Origin of the sequence: Nonlabens sp. (assembly GCF_051251825.1) — a bacterium.
Taxonomy (GTDB): Bacteria; Bacteroidota; Bacteroidia; order Flavobacteriales; family Flavobacteriaceae; genus Nonlabens.
Map to the genome: position 1 here is coordinate 165198 of NZ_JBPOGG010000001.1, position 26261 is coordinate 191458.

The following is a 26261-nucleotide window of genomic DNA, read 5'->3' on the forward strand; positions in this document are numbered from 1 at the left end:
AATTAATTATGCCTTACAGTTCAAAACCGCAAGCCTGGTTCTGGGTACTTGCTATTATTTTTCTTTTATGGAATCTTATGGGAATAGGTGCCTGGTCCACAGAAATGGCTGCTTCTGATTTGATTTTAGATCAAATGAATGATCAACAACAAGAGTTATACCTTTCAAGACCCAGTTGGTACATGTATATTTATGGAATAGCTGTTTTCGCTGGATTATTAGCGTGTATCATGCTTTTGTTTAAAAGAAAACTTGCTGTTTTACTGTCTTTAATTTCTCTATTTGCAGTTATCATAACAACTTGTTTTAATGTCTATAATGGTGCTTGGGAAATTATCAGCACAGCAGATAAATTTTTCTTTTTAAGTGTGCCTATTTTATCAATTTGCCTTTGGCTATTTGCTCGTAGTGCTAGCTCCAAAGCATGGTTGCGATAATCTAGAAAAACACATCGCGTGCCACTCTAAAAGTATTGGAGTGCGCTTCAATTATTACTTTAATATCAGGAGAATAACCGCCGCCCATACTACACTGTATTGGGATGCGGTTATTTTTTTGTGTTCTCGCTTTCGCGAAAGCGGATAAAGCAAACTGATCGCGCTCCTTACAACCGTTCAAGCTCATACCTAGTCTACCTAGTTTGTCTGTTGCAACTACATCTACACCACATAAATAGAATATAAAATCAGGTTTTTGTTGAGCGATCAAGTCCGGCAACGTGTTTTTAAGTTCGTTGAGATACTGATCATCATCACAGCCATCTGGCAAAGCAATATCGAGGTCTGATAGTTCTTTTTTAAAAGGATAATTTCCAGCGCCGTGCATGGAAAAGGTGAAAACACTATCGTCGTTTTGAAATATTTCGGCCGTGCCATTGCCTTGATGAACGTCTAAATCGACAATGAGAATTTTTTCTGAAAGTCCATGATGTTGCAAATATCTCGCAGCGATAGCTTGGTCATTTAGTAGACAAAAAGCCTCGCCTTGATCTGTGTAGGCATGGTGCGTTCCTCCAGCAATATTCATAGCAACACCATGATTGATAGCTTTTTCACAACCTTCTATGGTTCCTTGAGCAATGCGCAATTCACGCTCGACGAGTTGTGCACTCAAAGGAAATCCTAATTTGCGAGCCGCTTTACGGTCCAGATTTAAAGTTTTGAGATTGTTCAAGTATTCTTGAGTATGAACGCGCAATACATCTACATCTTCACATAGTTTGCTGGGTTCAAAAAAATCTGTTTTAATAGCGGTTCCTTCAAGTAATAACTGCTGTGGTAACAATTCATACTTTACCATAGGAAATCGATGACCATCTGGCAGCGGATGTTTATATATGGAATGAAAAGCTATGGGAAACATAAATGAGCAGTTGCAATGCAAATATAAGTAGGCGAAAACGGTTGCAAATTACAATCAGGTTTTATGATGATTATCATTTAGGGCTCAAATCCTAATGTTATCTTTGTAGTATTAAATTCAATAATTATGAAAACACTATATACTTTAATGGCGATTTTACTTTTGGTCTCTTGTAATGAGGAATTAAAAGAACAGCAAGTTGCTTTTGAAAGCATGAAACAACAAGCTATGGAAGCACATGATGTCATCATGCCTAAAATGGGCGATCTCATGGACTTGAGCAATCAATTATCTCAAAAAATGGACTCAACAAATACAGATGTAATCATGTCAAAAAAAGGCGAACTTCAAAAAGCGCATGATGATATGATGGTGTGGATGAGAGACTATTCTGAAAAGTTCCCTTATGATTTCAAACTTCCTGAGGATCCAGAGGCTGTTCAACAAAAGCTCAATATGCTGCAAGAAGAACATGATGAGATTGAAGAACTCAAAGTACGTACTCTAAGAGTCATTGATGAAGCTGAGGCTTTGCTGAAGTAAATTCAAAATGTCAATTACGAAAAAGCCGCTAAATCAAATTAGCGGCTTTTTTTATTTCATTATCCCATCGATCACTTTCCTTAGGTAAGAAACACATTTTTTCAACGCCTCATTATTACGTTCTAATTTGCTCATCATGATGGCGCCTTCTAGCGTGGCTATAATAACATGTGTGAGTTCGTCTGTATCAGTTTTTGCTTTTAGTTCACCTTTTTTTAGAGCACGGTCAAAAATTCTTTGAATCGTCGTTTTGAAAGTGACTAACATACCAAAAGATTGCTGTCGTAATCCAGCATCAAGATCATCACTTTCACAAGCACTATTCATTAATGGACAACCACCAGCATAAGGTGGATTCTCTAAATAATTTTCAAAAAAATTGAAAACGACTTCTATTTTGGATTGAAAACCTTCTGTCGCTTTAATGTCTGCGTTGATAATGTCAAACATTTGCTTACTCAAACTGCGCAATGCTTGTTGCTCCAGATCTTCTTTATTTTTAAAGTGTTTATAAATAGCACCTTTAGTAAAACCAGTAGCTGTAGTGATATCACTGAGTGACGTTGCTTTATAACCTCTAGCGTTAAATAGGTCAGCACTGTGCTTGATTATAATCTCTTTAGTCAATTGTGGATTTCTCATAACGTAAAGATACCACTTGGTATTTCACATTTGTAAGTCTCACAACTTCAGATTTCCACAGAGTTATGAACTACTCACAACCTAGATCAAGTTTGGATTGTGCATCGGCATTTGGGAAGCAATTGCCTGATAAGACTGATTCTGGTACATATCGAGATAAGTAAGAATCATAAAGACTATTTTCTATAAAGAAAACTAGATCTTGAATCTCAACTTCAGTAAGTACAACATCTCCTTTTTCGGTTGCGATTTGTGATAAAGGAACGCTTGTGTCTTGTAATTGATGTGATAACTTGTAACGAATTACTTCTTCTATACTATTAAATGTTCCACCATGACCGTAGAAGGATGCATCTCTTAAATTATAAAGAGTAGGCGTTTTAAATTTATAATCGTCGGCAGGATTATTTGTGAATCCACCACGACCTTTTTTTACAGCATCAAATCCAGCATCATCGAGAACCACCGCATTATTACTATCGTCAAAATGTCCAAAACCATAAGCGTGAAATTCCTGATCTTTTAATGCTGGTCCTGTGTGGCAGTTCATACACTGCGCTTTTCCTGCAAACAATATTGCGCCACGTTTTTCTCGTTCACTTAACGCAGCATAATCTCCTTTTAAATAATCTTGCCACGGCGCACGATTCGATAACAAGGTTCTATTATATGCAGCTAGCGCGAGTGCGGTTGTCTTTTTAGAATATCTTTCAAATGCTTGTGTATTACTAAATGCTCTATCAAATAATTCTCTATAACCGTAAGTATCTACAAAGTTCTCATCTATTTGAAGTCTATGAGTATCCTGGCCTACCATTCCTTGAATTTCAAGACCTTGGAAACCTAAATTATTTTCAGGAATTGATGCCCATTGCGCTTGTGTACCAGCATTAGTTCCTGTGCCACCTAGCATTCCATTCCATAGCGCAACATCTTGATAAGCTACGTTTAATAAAGTAGGAACACGTATAGGTTGTAAATCTATAGAGTCTAATGGAACACCTATGTCAAAAAATCTACTTTCACCAGCAGCTCCAAAACCACTACCACACTCACCTATTCCTTGTCTGCGGCCTGAGTAGAAACTAGAAGCTACTGGATGACAAGATGCGCACGCATAAGTTCCTGCCATCACATCCATTTTAGGATTTCCACCAGACGCTGTTTCATGTAGTAATAATTTTCCTAACGCTACTTTTTCTCTAGTTATAGGATTTAATGGGTCTTGTGGGATGGAATTATAATCATCACTTTCTGGCAGGATGAAATAATTGATTCCTTGACCTTCAGATTTTTCTAGTAATAATCCTTCCAGTCTTATATCTAGTTCAGATTTTGCGACTTGATAATCATCGATATCATTTTGACACGAGATCAACATAATGCTTAATAGAAAGAGTAAGGAGAGTTGTTTCATGAAATGAATTTGCAAAAGTAAAATTAACAAAATTTTACGATATAGAGCAGCCTAGATATTATCTTGCACATATGTGGAAAATGACCTATTCTTTTCAATCTACAGGTAAACCCGTTGCATTGCTATTGCATGGATTTTTAGGCAGTAAAAGCCAGTGGAATTCTGTGGTTTCAGGATTAGAAAGCAACTATGATATGCTCATGGTGGAGCTTCCTGGACATGGAAAATCACCATCTGTAAGCGATTATTCTATAGAGGAATTATCTTTTGAGATATCGCAGTATCTCAAGCAATATTTTATTGAAAAAGTTCATTTTGTAGGTCATAGTATGGGTGGTTATGTTGGAGCCGCTTTTGCGAAAGCGTATCCACAACATCTCCATTCTTTAACCATGGTCAATAGTATAGCAAATTCAGACCTGCCAGCACGCAAACAAATGCGTAATCGAGCTATAGAATTAATCGATAGATTTCAAAATGCTTATGTTTCCATGGCTATTAACAATCTGTTTACTAGAGAAGAACACGAGTTATATAAAGAAATCATTGAAGAGATGAAAGCGATGGGTAAAAGTATGACGCTAGAAAGTGTGCTCGCTGCATTGAGAGCTATGAGAGACCGACCGTCACAACTTCTAGATAAGGATCTAAACATTCAATATATTTATGGAAACCGTGATGCAGTAATTGATAAATCACTCATTGAAAAGGAGTTGAGTGCTTTTAATTTTAACGGTGTAGAACTCGCTGGTGGCCATATGCTGCTACTCACGCATCCTAGTGAACTAATACAAAACATGCATTTCATCGAATAATTAGTGTTATTTATCGATAAATTAAAAAACTTAATCTACATTAGCCAGTGTTAAACAGGTATAAATCAGATTTGTACCAAATTACAGGCTCTATGTCCAAGAATTTTTCCCCTATCAAAGCTGCTGCAATTTGCAGTTTTACGGGTCACAATTTAAAAGTGACCCATCAAGTTAATGAACGCGTTCAAGAAATGTGTTGTACTAAGTGTGGTAAACAAATGACCACAAATATTTATGGAAATTTAGTGCCGTTAAGTGATCAGTATTCTCGCATTAATCGCGCGCTGAATCAATTAGCTATTAAAAAGAATCGTAGAGAATTAAGTCTTTAGTCTTTAAAACTATTCCATCCCATTGCTTTAATTGCAACTTGTTCACCAGATCGAGTGATTAAATGAATTCCTTCATTTTGAGGTACTGCGTGACCTATAATACTCAAGCTAGGATTTGCTTTAATCTTAGGAAAATCTTCTTGTTTTACCGTAAATAATATTTCATAATCCTCGCCACCACTCAATGCGATTGTGGTACTGTCTAAATTAAATTCCTCACAAGCCGTAATCACGGTAGGATCTAACGGTATTTTTTCTTCATAGACTTTCATCCCTATTTCAGAATGCTTACATAAATGAATAATTTCAGAACTTAAACCGTCTGATAAGTCAATCATGCTGGTAGGTTTTACTTCAAGGTCTGAAAGTAGTTTTGCAAGATCTTTGCGTGCCTCAGGCTTTAATTGTCTTTCTAGCAGATAGCTGTATGCTTCAATATCCGGCTGGCTGTTTGGGTTTGCTTTATAAACTGCTTTTTCACGTTCTAGAATTTGTAATCCCATATAAGCAGCGCCTACATCTCCAGTCACGACCAGTAAATCTCCATCTCCAGCACCTGATCTATAGATGATATCGTCTGCTTTTTGTTCTCCTATGGCAGTTACTGAAATGACTAAACCAGTTTGAGAAGCCGTAGTGTCTCCACCTATTAAATCGACATTATAAATTTTACAAGCAAGTTTAATTCCGTCGTATAACTCTTCAACTGCTTCTACTGGAAAACGATTAGACATCGCGATAGAAACTGTGATTTGAGTTGCGACAGCATTCATCGCATAAATGTCAGATAGATTTACCATTACCGCTTTGTAACCTAAATGCTTTAAAGGCACATAACTCAGGTCGAAGTGAATTCCTTCCACGAGCATATCTGTAGTTACCACAGTGGATTCTGTGTGTTTTATCACGGCAGCATCATCACCTATTCCTTTATTAGTAGAGTCTTGAGTGATTTCTACATTTTTAGTAAGGTAATCTATAAGGCCAAACTCGCCTAAATTTTCAATCGATGTGCGTTGCGGATTTTTATCTTCTATCATGTTGCAAAATTACAATGAAATCTTATTCTAATCTATTGTAAATGCTAGGTTTATACTCAATTTCTATAAAGAATTGTTAAACTATAGAGATTCACCATACAATCATGCGTTTTATAAATTGATAACCGCGAGGTTCAAAAATCGCTGTTGTATATTTGTAGTCATTTTAAATAAGGAATTTTAAGCATATGATAAACGTATCAGACACTGCCAAAACGAAGCTCGCTGTTTTAATGAGCGAAGACGGTTTTGCCATAGATCAAGATTATGTGCGCGTAGGTGTGAAAAGTGGCGGTTGTAGTGGATTATCTTACGACCTGACTTTTGATAAAGCAACTACAGACACAGATAAAGTTTTTGAAGCAAACGATGTGCGCATTGTGGTGGATAAAAAGAGTTTTTTATACTTAGTAGGAACGACGCTAGAATTTAGCGGTGGATTGAACGGTAAAGGATTTGTATTTAACAACCCTAATGCACAAAGAACTTGTGGATGTGGAGAAAGTTTTTCTCTGTAAAACAGTTCAAAGTTTAACGTTCAAGGTTTAAAGTTGAAATGGGAAAAATAGAAAGGTTTGAGGATTTAGAGATCTGGCAGTTAGCTAGAGAAATAACTAATGATATCCAAAACATTTCTAGGAATAGTGAACTGAGGAAAGATTTTAAACTTTACTCACAGATTGATGGTTCAAGTGGATCTGCTATGGATAACATAGCTGAAGGATTTGAAAGAGGTGGAAATAAAGAATTCCATCAATTTCTTTCAATTTCTAAAGCCTCCATAGGAGAAACGAGATCTCAAATGTATAGAGTTGTTGATCGCAATTATTGTGATCGAGCAACATTTGAAATGATATTAAATAAATGCCTTACTCTAAGTCGTAGAACAAAGTCTTTTATGAAATATCTAAAAGAGAGTGATTTAAAAGGAAATAAATTTAAATAGGACTAGTAAGTTTTTTTGTTCAACCTTGAACTTTAAACTTTCATCCTTAAACTAATTTAGAATGTCAAAGTACACAGAAGAAGAATTAGAAAAAGAACTCAAGAATAAAGAGTACGAGTACGGCTTCTATACCGATATTAAATCTGACAAAATCCCTATCGGGTTAAGTGAAGATGTGATACGCATTATTTCTGCAAAGAAAAATGAACCACAATGGATGCTGGACTGGAGACTGGAAGCATACCGTATTTTCATAGAAATGGAAGAGCCAGATTGGGCAAACGTGACTTATGAAAAGCCAGACTTACAATCGATTTCCTATTACAGCGCGCCTAATTCTAAGCCTAAATATGATAGTCTCGATGAGGTAGATCCAGAATTGTTGGAGACTTTTAAAAAGCTAGGTATTTCTATAGACGAGCAAAAGAAACTTGCTGGTGTGGCAATGGATATCGTTATTGATTCAGTATCAGTAGCAACTACATTTAAGAAAACACTAGGTGAGAAAGGAATTATTTTTTGTCCTATATCTGAGGCGATTCAAGAGCACCCAGAATTAGTAAAAAAATACTTGGGAACGATTATCCCACAAAGCGATAATTATTATGCTGCTTTAAATAGTGCGGTATTCTCTGATGGATCTTTCTGTTACATTCCTAAAGGCGTAAAATGTCCCATGGAACTTTCTACGTACTTCCGTATTAATGAAGGTGGAACAGGACAGTTTGAAAGAACACTCGTTATTGCAGACGAAGGTAGTTACGTATCCTACTTAGAAGGTTGTACCGCACCTAGTCGTGACGAGAATCAATTGCACGCAGCATGTGTAGAGTTAATCGCACTTGATGATGCAGAGATCAAATATTCTACTGTGCAAAACTGGTATCCTGGAAATGCCGAAGGTAAAGGTGGTGTTTTTAACTTTGTGACCAAGCGTGGATTATGTGAGAAAAACGCAAAAATCTCTTGGACTCAAGTAGAAACAGGTAGTGCTGTAACATGGAAATACCCTAGTTGTATTCTTAAAGGAGATAACTCAGTAGGAGAATTTTATTCTATTGCAGTAACTAATAATTATCAGCAAGCAGACACGGGAACTAAAATGATCCATTTAGGGAAGAACACTAAATCGACTATTATTTCCAAAGGAATAAGCGCTGGAAAATCGCAGAACTCTTACAGAGGACTTGTAAAGATTACGCCACGTGCTACAAATGCTCGTAACTTTTCTCAATGTGATAGTTTGTTAATGGGTAATGAATGTGGTGCACACACTTTCCCATATATAGAGAACAGCAACAGTACTTCAAAGGTGGAACATGAGGCAACAACTAGTAAAATAGGTGAAGACCAGATTTTCTATTGTAACCAGCGTGGAATCGATACAGAGAAAGCGATTGCATTAATTGTAAATGGATTCTCAAAAGAGGTGTTGAACAAGCTACCTATGGAATTTGCCGTAGAAGCTCAAAAATTACTTGAAATCAGCCTAGAAGGATCAGTAGGATAAACCCATTCAAATTTATTTAGTTATGAAACGTATTCTCGTTTTATGTTTTATTGCGATAGCGACTATCGCTTGTAAAAATCAAGAAAACCCAGCAGATGTTGCTGAAGGAACAGCGACCGTAGCAGAAGATAAAAACACCTTTAAAGGCGAATTTATTTACCTAGCAGATGCTGCTGTTCTTACTACAAAAAACGAAATCTATGCCGTGCGCATCGATGATAAAATGAAAGAACTGAATGATCTCGCCGTGCCACTTAAGCAAACTGAGTTTGATATGGTAAACGTGATTATTAAAGGAGAAGTCGTTCCTAATCCTTTAAAACAGGAAACTGGAGAAGGATGGAATGAAATGGTTATCATTAAAGAAATACTAGAAGTAACTCCAGCGAGCAGTGCTGCGGTGGTTGCGCCTATAAATTAATACAGACACAAGAAGTTAAATAACAGCTATGTTAAAGATAAAAGACCTGCAAGCCTCTATTGAGGATAAGGAAATTTTAAAAGGAATTAATCTAGAAGTAAAAGCTGGAGAGGTTCACGCGATTATGGGACCTAACGGTTCTGGAAAATCTACGCTTGCAAACGTTATTGCAGGACGTGAGGAATATGAAATGACTGGTGGATCTATTGAGTTAGAAAACGAGGATATTTCAGAAATGGATCCAGAAGAAAGAGCTCACAAAGGTGTGTTTTTATCATTCCAGTACCCTATTGAAATCCCTGGAGTATCAGTAACTAACTTCATGAAAACTGCCATTAATGAGACGCGCAAAGCTCAAGGTAAGGAAGCAATGAAGGCTGGTGATATGTTAAAGATGATCCGTGAGAAGAGTGAGATGCTTGAGATAGATCGCAAGTTCTTATCACGTTCTTTAAATGAAGGATTCTCTGGTGGAGAAAAGAAACGTAACGAGATTTTTCAAATGGCCATGCTTGAGCCTAAACTCGCTATACTTGATGAAACAGATTCTGGTCTTGATATCGACGCATTACGTATCGTTGCAAATGGTGTAAACAAATTACGTAGCAAGGATAATGCTACGATTGTGATCACTCACTACCAGCGTTTGTTAGACTATATCGTTCCTGATTTTGTTCACGTACTGTATCAAGGACGTATCGTTAAATCTGGTGGTAAAGAACTTGCTCTAGAATTAGAGAAGCGCGGTTATGACTGGATTAAGGAAGAAGTAGAGGCATAGTTTTCTACTTGAAGTTCTAGTATTAATTAGAGCACTTTTTTTATTACGCTTTCGCGAAAGCGTGAAAACAACAACACATGAGTTTTAAAGACAAAATATTATCTTCTTTTATCGCCCTTGAAAACGAGGTTGATACTGAAACATATGCTCACGGCGTGCGTAACGAAGCACTAGCCGCATTTGAGAAAATGGGCATTCCACAGCGCAAAGAAGAAGCATATAAATACACATCGCTGAAGTCTGTTTTTAACAAAGACTATAGTTTGTTTCCTAAGAAGGAATCTTCTATCGCTTATGCAGATATAAAACAATATCTGATTCATCAAATAGATGCTTACCGAGTGATTTTCATAGATGGAATTTATAGTTCGCATCTATCTCAAACCACACATGATAAATTTGACGTTTGTTTAATGTCTAGTGCACTCAATAACCCAAAGTATAGTCCCGTTATTGAAACTTATTATAACAAATTAGCTCCGCAAGATGGATTAACTTCATTGAACACGGCATTTGCTAGAGAAGGCGCATATATTCACATAGGGAAGAATACTGCGGTAGAAAAGCCTATTGAGATAGTTTATTTCTCAACAGGAAATGAGAGTACGTTAATGACGCAACCACGTAACCTTGTGGTAGTAGGCGAGAATTCACAAGTACAAATTATAGAACGCCACCAGAGTTTAAGCGATAATGAAGTTCTCACAAATAGTGTGACTGAGATTTATGCAAATAAACGTGCTATGGTGGATTACTATAAAATCCAGAACGACCATTTAAGCGCAACGCTTATCGATCACACCAGCGTAGAGCAACAGTCTGATAGTGAAGTGAGATTACATACGTTCTCTTTTGGAGGAGCGTTGACAAGAAATAACTTGAATTTTTACCAGCGTGGTCAGCACTGTAATTCTATTCTTAATGGTGTAACCATTATAGAAGGAAAACAACATGTAGATCACTCTACACTAGTTCATCACACTGCCGAGAATTGTGAAAGTTACCAGCAATACAAACAAATCTTTGATGATAAAGCTGTAGGTGTTTTTAACGGTAAAGTTCTCGTAGATAAAGTAGCACAAAAGATTAACGCCTTCCAGCAAAACAATAACATTCTAGTAAGTGATAAAGCAACGATTAATGCCAAGCCACAACTAGAGATTTTTGCAGACGATGTAAGATGTTCACACGGTTGTACCATAGGTCAACTGGATGAAGATGCCTTATTCTATATGCAAGCTCGTGGGATTCCTAAGAAAGAAGCACGTGCTTTATTAATGTTTGCTTTTGCAAACAGCGTTCTAGAAAGCGTAAAAATCCCAGAAATAAAATCTCGTATTACTAAGTTAATTGCTAAAAAGCTGAATGTAGAGATTGGGTTTGATTTGTAGAGAGTAATTAGAGTCGCATTTCGAGAACCTCAATGCTCGATTTAGACTGATAATTGAGGACTGAGGTTCTCGAAGTCCGCTTAATTTATTATTTAAAAAATACCTTGTCTTTTGATGAGGCATTTTTTGTCGAAAACATATGTTTTTGGTTTATTAGATTGTTGATGATATAGGAATTTTAATAATTCCTTAAAAAACACCTCTTTAAAAGTCCACATCGTACCTTTGTATTATGTTAGATATTCAAAAAATAAGAGCTGATTTTCCTATCCTTAAACGTGAGGTAAATGGTAAGCCGTTAGTTTATTTTGATAACGCTGCGACTTCTCAAAAACCGCAACAGGTGATTGATAAAATCGTAGAGTATTACTCGATGTATAATGCAAACATCCATCGTGGTGTGCACGCGTTGAGTCAAGAAGCCACAGACCTTTTTGAAGCCTCGAGAGAAAAAGTGAGAGTTTTTTTTAATATCGAGCAGGCTAAGCAAGTGATTTTTACTTCTGGGAACACACATTCTATTAATGCTGTAGCTAGTGGAGCACACGTTTTTGTAAAGCAAGGTGATGAGGTTATTGTTAGTGCGGTAGAACATCATTCTAATATCGTTCCCTGGCAAATGCTCTGTGAACGAGTAGGCGCAACCTTAAAGGTGATTCCAGTTCTAGACAGTGGTCAGCTGGATATGCAAGCTTATCAAGAATTGCTGAATGATAAAACAGCTTTTGTAGTTGTAAATCACGTGTCAAATGCTCTAGGAGTCACTAATCCAGTAGAAGAAATTATAAAATGTGCTCACAAATATGGTGCGATGACTTTAATTGATGGCGCACAATCCTGTGGTCACATGAAACTAGACATGCAAGCGCTAGGAGCAGATTTCTATACCATGTCGGGTCACAAAATGTGTGGTCCAACGGGAATAGGGATTCTTTATGGTAGAGAAGAAGCATTAAATGCATTACCACCATATCAAGGTGGTGGCGAGATGATCGATCAGGTAACTTTTGAGCATACCACGTATGCAGGATTACCACATAAATTTGAAGCAGGAACACCTAATATCGCTGGTGGAATAGCACTAGGAGCTGCCGTGGATTACCTCAATGAGCTAGGAATGGAAAATATCGCTGCTTATGAACATGAGTTACTACTTTATGGAACAGAGCAATTAAAAACCATAGATGGTATCAAAATCCTAGGTGATGTGGCTGACAAAGCTGCAGTGATTAGTTTCAATGTAACGACATTACATCCTTATGATATAGGAACGATTGTCGATAAATTAGGTATAGCTGTAAGAACAGGTCACCATTGCGCACAACCAGTCATGGAACGTTATGGTATTCCAGGAACGGTAAGAGCAAGTTTTGCGTTTTATAATACTAAAGAAGAAATAGATATTATGGTACAGGCTTTGCAACGTGCTGTACGTATGCTTTCATAGTACTATCTTTGAGAGCTAGCTATTAACTTAAAAAATACAATATGAGATTATTTACCATATTATTCAGTTTGACACTTTTTACATTAACCAGCTGTGATGAGCAAGATGTTGCCGGAGATTATGATGTTGTTATGGTCGGAGAAAACGATTATTCAGAACATGATATTACGCTTACTATTGTAATGGGTGAAGAAAATTCGATTTCGGGTAAGTCTGCTTGTAATAGATATAATGGCACTTTTGAGAACTTAGGAAAAGGAAAAGTGAAAATAGGTCCATTAATGGGAACTAAAATGTATTGTAAAGATGTAGCTCAAGTAGAGAACGATTACATGAAACATTTAGGAATGGTCACTGAGGTGAAAATGACTAGTGATGGATTACAACTCATGGGAAGTAAAGGCAAAATTTTAATTACAGCAGTAAAACAATAATGGCGAGTATCCAGGACATACAAAATCAAATCGTAGAAGAGTTTGCCATGTTTGACGACTGGATGGATCGCTATGAGTACATGATCGATTTAGGAAAAAGCGTTCCTGTTATAGACGAGCAGTACAAGACCGATGATAACATCATTAAAGGTTGCCAGTCTAAAGTTTGGGTACACGCAGACCTTGAAGATAATAAGGTAAACTTTAGTGCAGACAGTGATGCGATTATTACAAAAGGTATTATCGCAATCTTAATACGAGCCTGGTCAGGACAAGAACCTGCAGACATCATCGCTGCCGATACTGATTTTATAGATGAAATAGGACTTAAGGAGCACCTTTCACCTACCAGAGCAAATGGATTAGTTTCCATGATCAAACAACTTAAAATGTATGCAGTAGCATATCAATCTCAATTGAACTAATTATGGAAGAGATTAACGGACAAGAACTAGGAGAGAAAGTAGTAAAAGTGTTGAAGACCATTTATGACCCAGAAATTCCTGTGGACATCTATGAACTAGGATTGATCTATGACGTGATGGTAAGCAGTGATGCAGAGGTTAAAATTCTCATGACCTTAACTTCACCTAACTGCCCAGTTGCCGAGACACTTCCTGTGGAAATCGAGGAAAAAGTAAGAAGTCTCAAAGAAGTGAAAGACGCTGAGGTAGAAATCACTTTTGATCCACCATGGAACAAAGATTTGATGAGTGAAGAAGCTAAGCTTGAACTAGGAATGCTCTAGATCATGGAAGGCGAGATCATTAATAGAGTCGCAAACTCTAAGCTCAAAACTTTTGACTTAGAAGATTACTATCCGGCTGGAAGTCGTAGTGAGATTGATATTTCTCAGTGGTTACTGGAAGGAATAGTGTTGGTTGAGGCACGCTTTCGCGAAAGCTTAAAAAACACAGACTTCACTATTTATAAGAATCATTACGTTGCCGTACATTGCTCTACTGACGCTATTATACCGCAATGGGCATGGATGTTATTGCAGACTGAGTTGAGCGGTATTGCTCAAAAAGTAGTTTTAGGAACACTTGTAGATCTAGAAACTGCTTTATATGTTCCTATTATAAAAGAACTGGATCTTTCTAGTTTTGAAAACTTACCAGTTATTGTAAAAGGTTGTTCTAATAAGCCAGTTCCCGTAGCTGCTTATATGATGATTACGGAGCGACTGCATGGAATTGCACGTTCTGTAATGTATGGTGAGGCGTGTAGCGCTGTTCCCGTTTACAAGAAAAGTAGGTAGTACGTCGGTAATTTTCTTTTCAATTTCTGTTTTTATTTAATTTTTTAAATAAATGGTAAATTTGCCGTGTAACATTTCAACTTACTATTATGAAAAAAATTATTTTACTTCTTGCTTGTGCATTGTTTACGGTAAGCACTTATGCACAAACTGAAGAAGAACTTAAGGCGTTAAAAGCGACCAAAATGGATTCTATTGCTAAAATCCAAAAAAGAGCAAATGCTATTCAAGCAAAAATCGACGCACTTCCAGGATGGAGAAAAGGTGCTTTTGGAATTTTAGGAGCAAACATTTCAAGTTTTGATAAGTGGTATTCTCAAGGAGCTCCTAACGTGAATTCTGGTAACATAGGATTTACTGCAAATGCGTTTGCAAACTTAAAAAGAGAAAAATACTTTTGGAGAAACAATGCAAACTTGAACTTACAATGGGTAAAGTTTGATAATAAAGATATCGAAACAGATGATGATAGTTTCCAAGAAGCTACTGACGTTTTTAATATTCAGTCTTTATATGGTTACAAGCTTAGTGAAAAACTAGCGGTATCTACATTAGGTGAATACAGAACTACTATACTTAATAACTTCAATGATCCAGGTTACCTAGATTTAGGAGTTGGGGCAACATGGACACCTATCGACAACCTAGTAGTTGTGATTCACCCGTTGAACTACAACTTTGTTTTTAGTAGTGGAGATAGTGTATTTGAATCTTCTCTAGGTGCAAAAATAGTTGCTGATTATACTAGACAAATAGGAGCCATCAACTTCAAGAGTAATTTCTCTACATTCCAAAGTTATGAAAGCTCAAATCTTTCAAACTTTACGTGGATCAACTCTTTTGGTTACACACTATGGAAAAACATAGGTGTAGGATTTGAATTTGGTTTAAGAGGAAATCACCAAGAAGCGGTAAACTTTGCAAGTGCTTTAGATCCAGCAGCAAGTTTTGACACTGTAGATAATGAATTACAATCTTACTGGTTACTAGGATTGAACTATAAGTTTTAATCTGAGCTCAAACATTTAAGTCATAAAAAAGCCCTTAATCATTAAGTTGATTAAGGGCTTTTCTATTTTAATAAGGTGATTTTTATTCCTCTTCCTCTTCCTCTTCGTCTTCTACTAGATCTTCCCAATCTGGGAATAAGAACGCATTATAAGGAAATCGCTGTACATGAATTTCTCTTACTTGGTCATAGACTTTCTTTTTCATCAAGTCTATATTTTCCTTCTCAATAGCAGATATGAAGACTACGTTCTCTCCCATTTTTGCCATCCAGGTGCGTTTCCACTCTTCAAGAGTGTAATGTGCGCTGGTACGTTCCTCAGTTAAGTCTTCTGGATCATAGTCTTCGGCAGTATATTGATCAATCTTGTTGAAGATCATGATCGTAGGTTTATCAACCGCATCAATTTCACTAAGTATTTTATTTACTGAAGCAATGTGATCTTCAAAATTTGGGTGTGCAATATCTACCACATGAAGTAATAAGTCAGACTCACGTACTTCATCAAGTGTAGATTTGAAGGATTCTACGAGTTGCGTAGGTAATTTGCGTATAAATCCTACCGTATCTGTAAGTAAGAAAGGTAAATTTTTAACCACTACTTTACGCACCGTAGTATCTAGTGTTGCAAAGAGTTTATTCTCTGCAAACACATCACTTTTTGCCACAACATTCATTAAAGTACTTTTCCCTACGTTAGTATAGCCTACTAGAGCAACACGCACCATTTTTCCACGATTGCCACGTTGGGTGGACATTTGTTTATCTATAGTAAGGAGTTTCTTTTTAAGTAAAGTAATGCGATCACGTACGATACGTCTATCGGTCTCAATCTCTGTTTCACCAGGACCACGCATTCCTATTCCACCTTTTTGTCTTTCCAGGTGTGTCCATAATCCTACTAATCGAGGTAATAAATATTCATACTGCGCTAGTTCTACTTGAGTGCGCGCATAACTGGTTTGAGCACGTTGAGCAAAAATGTCAAGAATAAGGTAAGTTCTATCTATAATTTTGGCTTCAAGAATGCGCTCGATATTCTTTTGTTGAGAAGGACTGAGTTCATCATCAAAGATGACCGTATCTATATTATGTGCGTCTACATAAGCTTTAATCTCTTCCATTTTTCCTGAACCTAAAAAGGTTTTAGGACTAGGCTTTGCCATTTTTTGGAAAAATCGCTTTTGTATGGTAGCGCCTGCTGTATAAGCTAGAAATTCTAGCTCGTCCAGGTATTCAATCAGTTTTTCTTCAGACTGTTGTTGAGTCACCACTCCTATAAGGATGGCTTTTTCATATTCGTGTGATTCTCTTTCTAGCATTTATAGTTTTAAAATGAGTCTTACAAATATAATGGATTGCTAGTGAGTCACTCTACAATTAGGAAAAGCTTAAAGGAATTATCATCGTTGTGATGGGTAATCTAAATATGAAGTGTTAGTTTTGAAATCCCTACAAAAACTAAAGTATTGACTATTTCACAACAGGCATTTGAACAATATACCATAGCGTTTTATAATCTTGAAAACCTTTTTGACGTTCATAATGAAAAGTATGTGCTTGATGAAGATTTTACTCCACAAGGTCGCCTAGCATGGACACCACAACGCTACCAGAAAAAATTACAGAAATTAAGTGATGCCATTTCTAAAGTGGGAACTTTACAAACTGGAAAATTACCAGCCATAATAGGAGTAGCTGAGGTTGAAAATAAAAAAGTCCTTGAAGATCTTATTCAACAACCTAAACTAGTAAAAGGGAATTATGGAATCATTCATTATAACAGCCCAGATGAAAGAGGAATAGATGTCGCCATGCTCTATCGCAAGGATTTATTTACACTGGAACATGCTGAGCCTATTGCCGTAGATGTAACCATGCCTAATGATGAACCAGATCGTACAAGAGATATATTATATGTAAAAGGAACTCTTGCTGGAATGCCTCTACATATATATGTAAACCACTGGCCATCGAGACGCGACGGCGCAGACTCTACAAACGAGAAAAGAGTTACCGTAGCAAAGCAACTCATGGAACATGTTAATAATGTGGATCCTATCTTAAATAGAAAAAATCAGGAAAAACCTTTATTAGAAAGCACAAACGTGATTATCATGGGTGATTTTAATGATGATCCAGAAAACGATAGCATCAGTAATGAGATTCTACCTTATGGATTTCAAAACGTCACAGCACCGCTCAAGAAATTTCATAGAGGTAGCTTGAATCATAAATTTAAATGGAACCTCTTTGATCAAATCATGATAAGTGATAGTCTCAATAATGATGTTCCAGACGCGCTGTACTTTCATCAAGCCGATATTTTTGATGACATCATGCTCAGGCAATGGAAAGGAAAATACAGAGGTCAACCAGCACGCACATTTGTGGGAAGAACATATAAAGGTGGTTATTCTGATCATTTTCCAGTATTTATGATACTACGTAGGAACTAGAAAGGTCACTCATCTGTAAAAGATTGCCCTTTATCTATTATGAATTTCTTAAACAATAAGAGCTATCTATTTTTTCTATATTCGGTCATCTAAATGACACTTGACATAATTGTTACAGCCATTTTGTAAGCTTTATAGTTTGATTATCAGTTAATAAGTTTATAATTACGCTTTCGCGAAAGCGTATTACAATAAAATCAAGTAACTATGTAAGTCACAATTGATTCCATAGTAGTATATTTAGAACCTTAAAAACTAACTAGTGCAACCCAAAAACTTAACTCTATAATGATGAGAAAATTACTTGCCATGGGGATTTTCCTAGTCTTGTCTGGAACCAGCGTGCTACACGCTCAGCAAGATCCTCAGTACACTCAGTACATGTACAATCAAAATGTCATTAACCCAGCTTATGCTGGAACAAGAGATGGCTTAACTCTTACAACTCTTTACCGTCAACAATGGACTGGTGTAACTGGTGCGCCAGAGACACTAACCTTTTCTGGTAGTACTCCTATAGGAGATCGAGTAGGTGTAGGTCTTTCTGTAATTTCTGATCAAATAGGACCAGTAAAAGAGAAGAATTTCTATGGAGATTTCTCTTATAAATTACAAGTAGGAAAGCAAACTACACTTTCTCTAGGTATTAAAGCAGGTATGACATTTCACGATGTGAACCTTGCTACTATCGCAACTACTGTTCCTGGTGATGATGCGTTTGCAAATCAAATTAATGAAAGTTACTTTAATGTAGGTACTGGAGCGTTTTTATACGGTTCAAACTGGTACGTAGGAGCATCTGTTCCTAACTTGCTTAGTGCAGTTCACCTAGATGAGTCTCAAAATGATACTGGTGCAAAACTAGGGTCTGAAACTCAACATTACTTCTTAACTGGTGGATATGTATTTGACATTAATGAAAACATCAAATTGAAGCCTCACGCACTTGTTAAAGGAGCGTTTGATTCTCCTATGAGTTTTGACTTAAACACAAACGTGTTATTCAACAACAAATTTGAAGTAGGTGTTTCTTACAGATTTCAAGATTCATTTAGTGGTCTAGTAGGAATGCAGTTAACAGATAATGTAAAAGTAGGTTATGCTTATGACCGAGTGGTGTCAGACATTCAAGTAGCGGCAAATTCTTCTCATGAGATCTTTTTAACTTATGACTTGAATTTCCCTCGTAAAGTGATGCAATCACCTCGTTTCTTCTAATCAACTAGCAAAGAAAGAATATCATGAAAAAAATATATTTACTCCTTTTAATTATCATCGCTGGTTCATTTCAAGTAAATGCACAAACCGATGCAACTAAAAAAGCTGACAAGCTCTATGAACAATTACGTTATGTAGATGCTGCCAAAGCTTATGAAAAACTCATCAAAAAAGGTGAGCGTTCTCAACACGTTTATACTAACCTAGCAAACTCTTATTTCTTCAACAGTGAATTTAAAACTGCTGAGCAATATTATAAGAGAGCAACTAAGAAAAATGCCGACGCAGAGACTCTATACAGATATGCTCAAACATTAAAAGCAAATCAGAAGTATGACCTGTCTAACACGATAATGAATCAATTTGCTTCTACAGCTCCTAATGATGATCGTGCCAAAGCATTTAAAATGAATCCTAATTATCTTTCTGATATTACAGGAATGAATCCTGCTTTCACAACTGAGACTCTAGGTCTTAATGGTGAAGCGAGTGACTTTGCTGCTCAGAAAATAGGTGACAAAATTTACTTCTCAAGTGCTCGTAATAACAAGCGTGGTAACTATGGATGGAATAAAGAGCCATACCTAGATATCTATGAAGCAGTAGTAGATAAAAATGGAATGCCAGGTGAAGGAAAATTGCTTGATGGAGATGTAAATACTAAGTATCATGAAGGTACTCTAGATATTACACCAGATGGTAAATACATGTTCTTTACTCGTGTGGATTATATTAATGGTGATTATGATAAAGCTAGTGATGGTGAAAGTAAATTAAATATCTACCGCGCTGTTAAAGCTGGCGGTGAGTGGAGAGATGTTAGAACAACTTCTCTTGAGAGCCAGGAATATGGTGTAGGTCACCCAAGCATCACTGCAGATGGAAAAGCAATTTTCTTTGCTAGTGAAGCTCCAGGTGGACAAGGTGGAACTGATATTTATAAAGCGACTCTTAAAAATGGTAAAATATCTAATCCAGTAAATTTAGGTCCTACAGTAAATACTGCAGGAGATGATTCATTTCCTTACATCGCATCAGACGGGACACTTTACTTTTCAAGTAATGGTCATTTAGGTCTAGGTGGAATAGATGTTTTCAAATATAAAGATGGAAAAGTATCTAACATGGGTGCTCCAGTAAATTCATCTATGGATGATTTTGCATTCACTTACTCTGAGGAAACTGGTAAAGGATTTGTTTCTTCAAACCGTAAAGGTGGAAAAGGAAGTGATGATATTTATGCAGTGAACCGCATAGACATTTGTGAAGTAATGGTAACCGTTACTGCTGTAGATGCTCAATCGGGTAATCCTATCCCAGGTGCTATCATTTCTTTACAAGATGCAGAAGGGAACAGCTTACCTAGCCAGACTACAGATGGTGAAGGAAAAGCAATGTTCACTACAGAATGTAATAAAGAATTCATGGCTCGTGGAGCTAAGGATGAGTATGAAAGCGGTCAAGCTGAGTTAACAGTTGCTGAGGAAGCTACTGCAATGGTAACAGTAGAAATGGAGCCTATTATTCCTGATCCACCGGTAGTAGATGAAAAAATCATCTTGAACAAGATTTACTTTGACTTAGATAAGTCTAACATACGTCCAGACGCAGCTCTTGAGTTAGATCGTTTAGTATCTTACATGAAAAAGAATCCTACTCTAGAGGTTATGGCTGAGACTTATGCCGATGTTAGAGGACCAGATGCTTATAACTTGGCACTTACGCAACGTCGTGCAGAGTCTATTGTAGCTTATGTAGTATCTCAAGGAGTGGACGCAAGTCGTTTAACTGCTGTAGGTCGTGGAGAAGCAAATCCAGTAGTAGATTGTTCTGGAAGACGCTGTACAGAAGAAGAATATCAAATGTCTCGTAGATCAGAATTTACGATTACAAAAAGATAATTACCAAGCATTACTAACTAACCAATGCTTAAAATCCCATCTCTTTATTGAGGTGGGATTTTTTATTTGAACTTGTCATGCTGAACTACGATTCAGCATCTCTTAATGATGGAGACATTAAGATCATAACTATTGCGAAATGGATAACATTGCATGATTACAATTCATTTCTATTTTTAGTCAATAAATTTGAATGTTAATTAGAATCCAAGATTTTAAATTAGAAAACTTATAGTTAAGATGAGAATTATATGAAATTAGAAATTGTATTTGAAGGTTTTAAAGTATCAATTTTGGAGGATAATAAAAACTTGTTCAATCTCAAGATTAAAGATAAATCTTTCCTATGGAGTTCTAGAATATGTGCTTATGAAGATAAACATCTGTATGGAGAGATTTCGTCAAGCTCTTTTAGTTTTAAATCAAAATTGAAAATAGGTTTACAGGATTATCAAATAAGATATGAAGCAAGTGGATTTGCAGGCTCTTATTTGTTGTCAGGGAATAGTGGTCACTATGAAATAATTCCACATAAAGGAAACAAAGTTTCAATCTTTAAAAATAATATACAAATCGGCTATTATGAAAAGGATTTAATTAATGTTTTAAAAGATCAAAAGATAGTACTCTTCTGTGATAAGTACGTTAAGTTTAAATTGATCATTATGATAATATTGAGTGTGGAATTCTCTGGTAGTAGTGATAGATCTACTGTTAATATCGATTTTGGGAATATAGGTGGAGAGTTAAGACCTTTCGATGAGTCTTGGTACCCAAAGGATGATTATGATCGCTAAACTCTTAATTTAAAGTATTTAAATTTGATAACAAAAAAGCCCATTGCAAACAGCAATGGGCTTTTTTATTGAGTTTTCGCTTTACCTGTACTGAGCACAGTCGAAGTAAGCGAAAATATAAGTTTACTAGTTACTAGTTACTAGTCATAGAGATGTTATCTAGCTCATAAGTACCATCAGTTCCAGCATTTCCTGAACCATCATAACGGAAAGCGATGTGGCCAGTTCCAGTTACACAGTCAAGAGATACAAAGTCAGAGAATACCCAGTTACCGAAGAATTCACCATCATCTACGATAGTAGCATCTGCAAGTGGTTTCCATGATGCTGTTGCAATTCCTGCAGTTGTTCCATCCCAATCGTCTGAGTACAATGCTTGCATGTTTGAACCGTCAGAGAAACTGTTTGAAGTTTCAAAAGAAAGTACTTCTCCTGATTGTGCATCAAAATCAAATTCTGGTGTAATTAACCAAGATATAGTTGATACATCATTTGAATTAAATGAACCTACACGTACACTTTTACCTAATGAAGCATTTGTTCCTCCAGAAGTATATACTTCCCAAGTCTCAGTTCCTGCTTCAATAAAGTTAGTCCATCCTGCTGGCATAGCTGCTGCACCTGTAGATTGAGTTTCAAAGTTCTCACTTAATAAAGTGTTAGGTCCAGCTGCTGCTGCATTACCACAAGAAATAGGAGATAAATCACAACGATCTGGATCGTTAAGTTCAAAATCTTCTGGAGTATTTACGTAAAGAACATACTCGTCATCAAAGAAATCTCTAGTTAATACAGCGTTGATAGAACCTTTTCCATCTGGAATGTTTAATGCTTTAAAGTCAGAGAATGTGCTTGTCCATAAGTTTGCAGTTGCTCCAAAAGCATCATTACAACTCTTAATACGACGCTCACCATCAAACTGGTCAAATGACTCAGCTGCAAATGATAATTCGATTTGCTCTTCCACAAACTGAACATTGCTCACACGCACCCATATTAATTCAAGAGCATCAGAGAAATCTGCAAACTCAACGTCCACAGGAACGATATCTGCAACTACGTTATCTCTCACGATTGTTTCTTGCTCACTTGAAGCAGCGATACGCTCAATGTCACTACCTGAACCTGCAATACCTAAAGTGGTAACTCCATTTGAAGTTCCTACAGTAAGACCTGTTAGTTTCACAAATACTTTTCTACCAAATTCATATCTAGTAAATAAAGGATTAACATCTATAGAGATGGCAAGACCAGCTGTTGGGTTTTCTGGTAAATCTTGAATGATTAATTCCTTAAACCAGTTTCCTCCTTGATCATCAGAGATTACATATCCTGTAATGTACTCATCTACACCACTAGTTGATTGTTCAAAAGTTAAGGTGTCATCACCGCTTTGTGCTAATCTTGAAGCAACAGTGCTTAAACTAACTACGTTACCATCTACAGTAACTGGAGTTGTATCATTAAAAGTAGGTGCTGTAAAATCATCATCTCCTACACAAGAAAATGTGACCGCTGCGATAAACGCTAGTGCTATTATTTTATGAAAAGTTCTCATATTGTTCATTTTATATTTCATCATTAATATTATTAAAATCTTAGGTAAACGTTTAAGTAGTAAGTACGGCTATTTCCATAGAAATAACGCGGTGCAAATACTTCAGTAGGATTGTTACTATCATCTAGAACGTCTTGATAATTTGCTAGACGACCTTGCTCAAAACCACCAGTTCTGTATTCTTTACCGAGTACATTATTAATGGTCGCAAAAAATCCTACATACTTATCACCTATTCTCCATGATTTCCCACCTACGATATTTACTAATTCGTATGGATTAAATTGTTTTTGTCTTAATAAATCTCTTGCGATATCCTCGTCATAGTTAGCAATAGGTAAACCGTCTAGGTCAGTGACAAAGTTTTCAGTTCTTCTTAATGCGCTAACATCTACGTAAGAATTTGCAAAAAAGTTTGCTGTAGCACCTACGAACCAGTATTCTGGATCACGGTATTCAAAACCTACTTGATATGCACGTTCTGGTCCACCAGCTACGTGGTAATCTTTCAATTTAGTCGTTCCATCACCAAAGGTTAGGTCCACGTTAGGAAAGTCATCACTATTCAAATAAAGATTAGGATTGTTGCTATAAGTATTTGTTCCAAAAGCGGCAGCAGCTTTTAAAGAAATAGTAGGAGTTGCTTGAACTTCTATACCTACTTCTCCACCTACATTGCGACGATCTATATTAGTCATCACTTCTTGAACAAATGCGTTTCCATCTTGAGTAGGAGCACCAGATAAACCTTCTACAAAGTAGAAACCTACATCAGTTCCATTTTTAAACTGTGTGAAATATCCAGTAAGTCTAGCTTTAATAAAAGGAGTTCTAAATATATAAGAAAGGTCTGTTGAATAAACTGTAGAAGATTCTAGACCAGTTGTAGTGTTGTTGTTTTGTCTTGCGTTAGGAAATGCGCTTCTTATAGTAGGAGCGTCTGTCAAATAAGCTCCGTTAACGTCGATAAAACTTTTACCACTTAATTTATAAGTCGCTCCACCTTTAATTCCAAAGTTTGTAAAGTCTAATTTTTCTCCTTTACCAAAAGAATTATTTGCAAAATTTCCATTACGGAATTTACCATCTCGTTGATAAGAAGTTTGTGTCACATTACCAGCAACATAGAAATCTACTTTCTTAGTTTTGAACTGAGCCTGTGCAAACGCATCTACTTCATCCACAAGAATATCGTAGTTGTACTTGTAACGATCTCCTTCACCAGCAATGCGGTTAGGATTATTTAAATCAGATTGTGCTGCCTCATCTTGAGTGATGTTTGCTGTTTCTTGTGCAAAGAAATCTACATCTAGATAACCACCACCACCTAATAGGTCAGCTATGCGAGCATAGTTTTCACTTTTTAAGTTACGGTAACTTACACCACCAGTAAATAAAATGTTATCTGTAATGTCTGCAGTAAGAATTGAGCTAGCCATTAATAGATCATCATCGATACGGTCTTCTTGAATCGCATAAACACTTGTTCCACCTAATTGTGTGAACGAAGCATTTGCTCTGTATAGAGAATTCCAGTCCAGTTGACCATCGTTGATAAACTCTTGTTGAGCAAGATATGCTTGAGATAAATCATAAGGAGTATCACCATTACGTAAAAAGTAACTAGGTAAATTCTGGTAGTAATCAGGATTTGGGTTACGAGCTCCACCTATGTAAGAATCCTGTCCATCAAGTGTTACTAAACGAGTACCACCATTATCGATACGTGTGTTACCTGTAAAACCAAATTGGTATCCTACGTTAGTGCTCAATCTCATTTTATCACTGATTTCCCAGTTGTGATTCAACATTAAAATAGGCTCATCAATTTCTCTGATGCGGCTGTTGCGTTTCTCACCTTCAAAATAACCCCAGTTTGCATTATAAGTATTACCTCTTAAACTGTGAATCTCTTCAGTAAGTGGAGATTGACGACCACGACGGTTAGGCGTGTACATTCCAGTAAAGTTTAAGAAATGCTTTTCATTAATCTTTTTCTCTACAGACAGTCCTATAGAATTTGCATCATAAACAGTTCCATCTATAAAACCTTCTTCACCAGCACGTCTAGATGCAGTAACAGAATAAGCCCAGCCGTTGTTTTTTAAACCACTACTATAAGTAGCCATAAAACGACCTGTATAACTACGATTTGCAGACGCATATGAGATACGAGTTCCTTCACGTTGTTGTGAAGCTCGCATGTCTATACTTTGAACACCACCTAATCCTCCAAAAGAATTATCGGCAGCAGCAAGTCCCATTGTAAAATTCTGGTTGCGCTGTAAATCATTAATTCCACCCCAGTTACTCCATTGTGGTCTTCCTGAAAAGATTTTATTCATAGTCAGTCCATTAATAAGGACACGACCATCTTCACTATTTAAACCACGAGGTCTGAAGAATGTTGCACTAAAATCATAAGCAGCAGCTCTCAAGAAAATATCTCTAGAAGATTGTAATAATCCAGACACATTGTTTGCCGCATTTTGATCATCAGACAGGTCATTTTCTGTTAAAGAAATCATCCCAGCCGTTTGATCTTGATTGCTGTAATCAGCTCTTAAGTATAACGGGTCTATGTTTACCGGCACAGCAATATCAACTACGATAGGCATATTACGGTTAAAATGATCTGCAGCGCTAACTTGTAGTTTTTGCTCGCCTTGAGGAATTCCACTGTTGAAATTGAAGAAACCATCAGCATCAGTAGTTGCTGTAAACTTAGTTCCCAGGATTTCAATCAGCGCTCCTTTAATAGGTTCTTCAGTAGATTCATCAATCACTCGACCTTTGACCACTTGGGCACTGGCAATCGAGCCACAGACTAGTAAAACTAACAAAACCAACTTGCTAATTTGTTTGTTCATAAGAGTTGTTTATTAATATATCGTTATTAATCGGCTGCAAAAATACGTTTTTCTTATGTTAAGAGTATCTTTGGCGCGGCGTTTGTATAAATGTTTACATAATGTTA

The 26261-nt window shown here is 36.6% G+C and carries 27 protein-coding genes; 20 read left to right on the forward strand and 7 right to left on the reverse strand.

Going from position 1 to position 26261, the window contains the following annotated elements; all coding sequences use genetic code 11:
* Positions 1-8: 8 nt before the first annotated feature.
* Entirely contained in the window at positions 9-437 is a 429-nt protein-coding gene (locus tag ACSHWW_RS00705; protein ID WP_435680483.1) for a hypothetical protein, read from the forward strand.
* 1 nt (position 438) lies between these two features.
* On the opposite strand, the gene ACSHWW_RS00710 is transcribed toward ACSHWW_RS00705, so the two are convergent.
* Entirely contained in the window at positions 439-1362 is a 924-nt protein-coding gene (locus ACSHWW_RS00710; protein ID WP_435680484.1) for a histone deacetylase family protein, read from the reverse strand.
* A gap of 126 nt (positions 1363-1488) precedes the next feature.
* Here ACSHWW_RS00710 and ACSHWW_RS00715 point away from each other — a divergent pair, with 126 nt between their 5' ends.
* Positions 1489-1905 (forward strand): hypothetical protein, encoded by a 417-nt coding sequence (locus ACSHWW_RS00715; RefSeq protein WP_435680485.1) that lies wholly within the window; start codon positions 1489-1491, stop codon positions 1903-1905.
* Positions 1906-1956: 51 nt separating this feature from the next.
* Here the strand turns inward: ACSHWW_RS00715 and ACSHWW_RS00720 are convergent, their stop codons facing one another.
* The gene (locus ACSHWW_RS00720) at positions 1957-2547 is read right to left on the reverse strand and encodes a TetR/AcrR family transcriptional regulator (protein WP_435680486.1); all 591 of its coding nucleotides are present in this window, start codon (positions 2545-2547) and stop codon (positions 1957-1959) included.
* Positions 2548-2617: 70 nt separating this feature from the next.
* Entirely contained in the window at positions 2618-3964 is a 1347-nt protein-coding gene (locus tag ACSHWW_RS00725) for a cytochrome-c peroxidase (RefSeq protein WP_435680487.1), read from the reverse strand.
* A gap of 71 nt (positions 3965-4035) precedes the next feature.
* On the opposite strand from ACSHWW_RS00725, the gene ACSHWW_RS00730 reads away from it, so the two are divergent.
* Both ACSHWW_RS00730 and ACSHWW_RS00735 read left to right on the forward strand, forming a co-directional pair.
* Positions 4036-4779, forward strand: a complete 744-nt coding sequence (locus ACSHWW_RS00730; protein WP_435680488.1) for an alpha/beta fold hydrolase — start codon at positions 4036-4038, stop codon at positions 4777-4779.
* 92 nt (positions 4780-4871) lie between these two features.
* Complete coding sequence (locus ACSHWW_RS00735; RefSeq protein ID WP_435680489.1) at positions 4872-5111, forward strand: hypothetical protein; 240 nt, start codon at positions 4872-4874, stop codon at positions 5109-5111.
* Here ACSHWW_RS00735 and thiL read toward each other — a convergent pair.
* The gene (thiL, locus tag ACSHWW_RS00740) at positions 5108-6151 is read right to left on the reverse strand and encodes a thiamine-phosphate kinase (protein ID WP_435680490.1); all 1044 of its coding nucleotides are present in this window, start codon (positions 6149-6151) and stop codon (positions 5108-5110) included. The genes ACSHWW_RS00735 and thiL overlap by 4 nt on opposite strands.
* Before the next feature lie 188 nt (positions 6152-6339).
* Here thiL and ACSHWW_RS00745 point away from each other — a divergent pair, with 188 nt between their 5' ends.
* The 12 genes from ACSHWW_RS00745 to ACSHWW_RS00800 all read left to right on the forward strand — a co-directional run bounded on the left by ACSHWW_RS00745 (position 6340) and on the right by ACSHWW_RS00800 (position 15352).
* On the forward strand, positions 6340-6669 hold the full coding sequence (locus ACSHWW_RS00745) for a HesB/IscA family protein (protein ID WP_435680491.1): 330 nt from the start codon (positions 6340-6342) through the stop codon (positions 6667-6669).
* A gap of 38 nt (positions 6670-6707) precedes the next feature.
* On the forward strand, positions 6708-7097 hold the full coding sequence (locus ACSHWW_RS00750) for a four helix bundle protein (RefSeq protein ID WP_435680492.1): 390 nt from the start codon (positions 6708-6710) through the stop codon (positions 7095-7097).
* A 61-nt stretch (positions 7098-7158) separates the two neighbouring features.
* A complete protein-coding gene (sufB, locus tag ACSHWW_RS00755) occupies positions 7159-8607 on the forward strand; it encodes a Fe-S cluster assembly protein SufB (RefSeq protein WP_435680493.1) in 1449 nt (482 codons plus the stop codon).
* Positions 8608-8629: 22 nt separating this feature from the next.
* Positions 8630-9028, forward strand: coding sequence for a component of SufBCD complex (locus ACSHWW_RS00760; RefSeq protein ID WP_435680494.1), 399 nt, complete (start codon positions 8630-8632; stop codon positions 9026-9028).
* 28 nt (positions 9029-9056) lie between these two features.
* A complete protein-coding gene (sufC, locus tag ACSHWW_RS00765; RefSeq protein ID WP_435680495.1) occupies positions 9057-9809 on the forward strand; it encodes a Fe-S cluster assembly ATPase SufC in 753 nt (250 codons plus the stop codon).
* Positions 9810-9886: 77 nt separating this feature from the next.
* Positions 9887-11200 (forward strand): Fe-S cluster assembly protein SufD, encoded by a 1314-nt coding sequence (sufD, locus tag ACSHWW_RS00770; protein WP_435680496.1) that lies wholly within the window; start codon positions 9887-9889, stop codon positions 11198-11200.
* A 232-nt stretch (positions 11201-11432) separates the two neighbouring features.
* Positions 11433-12647, forward strand: coding sequence for an aminotransferase class V-fold PLP-dependent enzyme (locus ACSHWW_RS00775; RefSeq protein WP_435680497.1), 1215 nt, complete (start codon positions 11433-11435; stop codon positions 12645-12647).
* A 41-nt stretch (positions 12648-12688) separates the two neighbouring features.
* The gene (locus tag ACSHWW_RS00780; protein ID WP_435680498.1) at positions 12689-13081 is read left to right on the forward strand and encodes an META domain-containing protein; all 393 of its coding nucleotides are present in this window, start codon (positions 12689-12691) and stop codon (positions 13079-13081) included.
* The gene (locus ACSHWW_RS00785; protein ID WP_435680499.1) at positions 13081-13506 is read left to right on the forward strand and encodes a SufE family protein; all 426 of its coding nucleotides are present in this window, start codon (positions 13081-13083) and stop codon (positions 13504-13506) included. Before ACSHWW_RS00780 ends, ACSHWW_RS00785 begins: the two co-directional genes overlap by 1 nt.
* A gap of 2 nt (positions 13507-13508) precedes the next feature.
* Positions 13509-13829 (forward strand): iron-sulfur cluster assembly protein, encoded by a 321-nt coding sequence (locus ACSHWW_RS00790; RefSeq protein ID WP_435680500.1) that lies wholly within the window; start codon positions 13509-13511, stop codon positions 13827-13829.
* Positions 13830-13832: 3 nt separating this feature from the next.
* On the forward strand, positions 13833-14342 hold the full coding sequence (locus tag ACSHWW_RS00795; protein ID WP_435680501.1) for a DUF2480 family protein: 510 nt from the start codon (positions 13833-13835) through the stop codon (positions 14340-14342).
* Positions 14343-14431: 89 nt separating this feature from the next.
* A complete protein-coding gene (locus ACSHWW_RS00800; RefSeq protein WP_435680502.1) occupies positions 14432-15352 on the forward strand; it encodes a DUF3078 domain-containing protein in 921 nt (306 codons plus the stop codon).
* Positions 15353-15434: 82 nt separating this feature from the next.
* On the opposite strand, the gene hflX is transcribed toward ACSHWW_RS00800, so the two are convergent.
* Positions 15435-16673: a GTPase HflX gene (gene hflX, locus ACSHWW_RS00805; protein ID WP_435680503.1), complete on the reverse strand. Its 1239-nt coding sequence runs from the start codon at positions 16671-16673 to the stop codon at positions 15435-15437.
* Positions 16674-16820: 147 nt separating this feature from the next.
* On the opposite strand from hflX, the gene ACSHWW_RS00810 reads away from it, so the two are divergent.
* The 4 genes from ACSHWW_RS00810 to ACSHWW_RS00825 all read left to right on the forward strand — a co-directional run bounded on the left by ACSHWW_RS00810 (position 16821) and on the right by ACSHWW_RS00825 (position 21726).
* Positions 16821-17810, forward strand: a complete 990-nt coding sequence (locus ACSHWW_RS00810) for an endonuclease/exonuclease/phosphatase (RefSeq protein WP_435680504.1) — start codon at positions 16821-16823, stop codon at positions 17808-17810.
* A gap of 291 nt (positions 17811-18101) precedes the next feature.
* A complete protein-coding gene (locus tag ACSHWW_RS00815; RefSeq protein ID WP_435680505.1) occupies positions 18102-19028 on the forward strand; it encodes a PorP/SprF family type IX secretion system membrane protein in 927 nt (308 codons plus the stop codon).
* Between the two features lie 23 nt (positions 19029-19051).
* Positions 19052-20929 (forward strand): OmpA family protein, encoded by a 1878-nt coding sequence (locus tag ACSHWW_RS00820; RefSeq protein ID WP_435680506.1) that lies wholly within the window; start codon positions 19052-19054, stop codon positions 20927-20929.
* A 251-nt stretch (positions 20930-21180) separates the two neighbouring features.
* Positions 21181-21726, forward strand: a complete 546-nt coding sequence (locus ACSHWW_RS00825) for a hypothetical protein (RefSeq protein WP_435680507.1) — start codon at positions 21181-21183, stop codon at positions 21724-21726.
* Positions 21727-21859: 133 nt separating this feature from the next.
* On the opposite strand, the gene ACSHWW_RS00830 is transcribed toward ACSHWW_RS00825, so the two are convergent.
* Both ACSHWW_RS00830 and ACSHWW_RS00835 read right to left on the reverse strand, forming a co-directional pair.
* Positions 21860-23284: a DUF5689 domain-containing protein gene (locus ACSHWW_RS00830; protein WP_435680508.1), complete on the reverse strand. Its 1425-nt coding sequence runs from the start codon at positions 23282-23284 to the stop codon at positions 21860-21862.
* Positions 23285-23316: 32 nt separating this feature from the next.
* Positions 23317-26154, reverse strand: coding sequence for a carboxypeptidase-like regulatory domain-containing protein (locus ACSHWW_RS00835; protein WP_435680509.1), 2838 nt, complete (start codon positions 26152-26154; stop codon positions 23317-23319).
* Between the last annotated feature and the right edge of the window lie 107 nt (positions 26155-26261).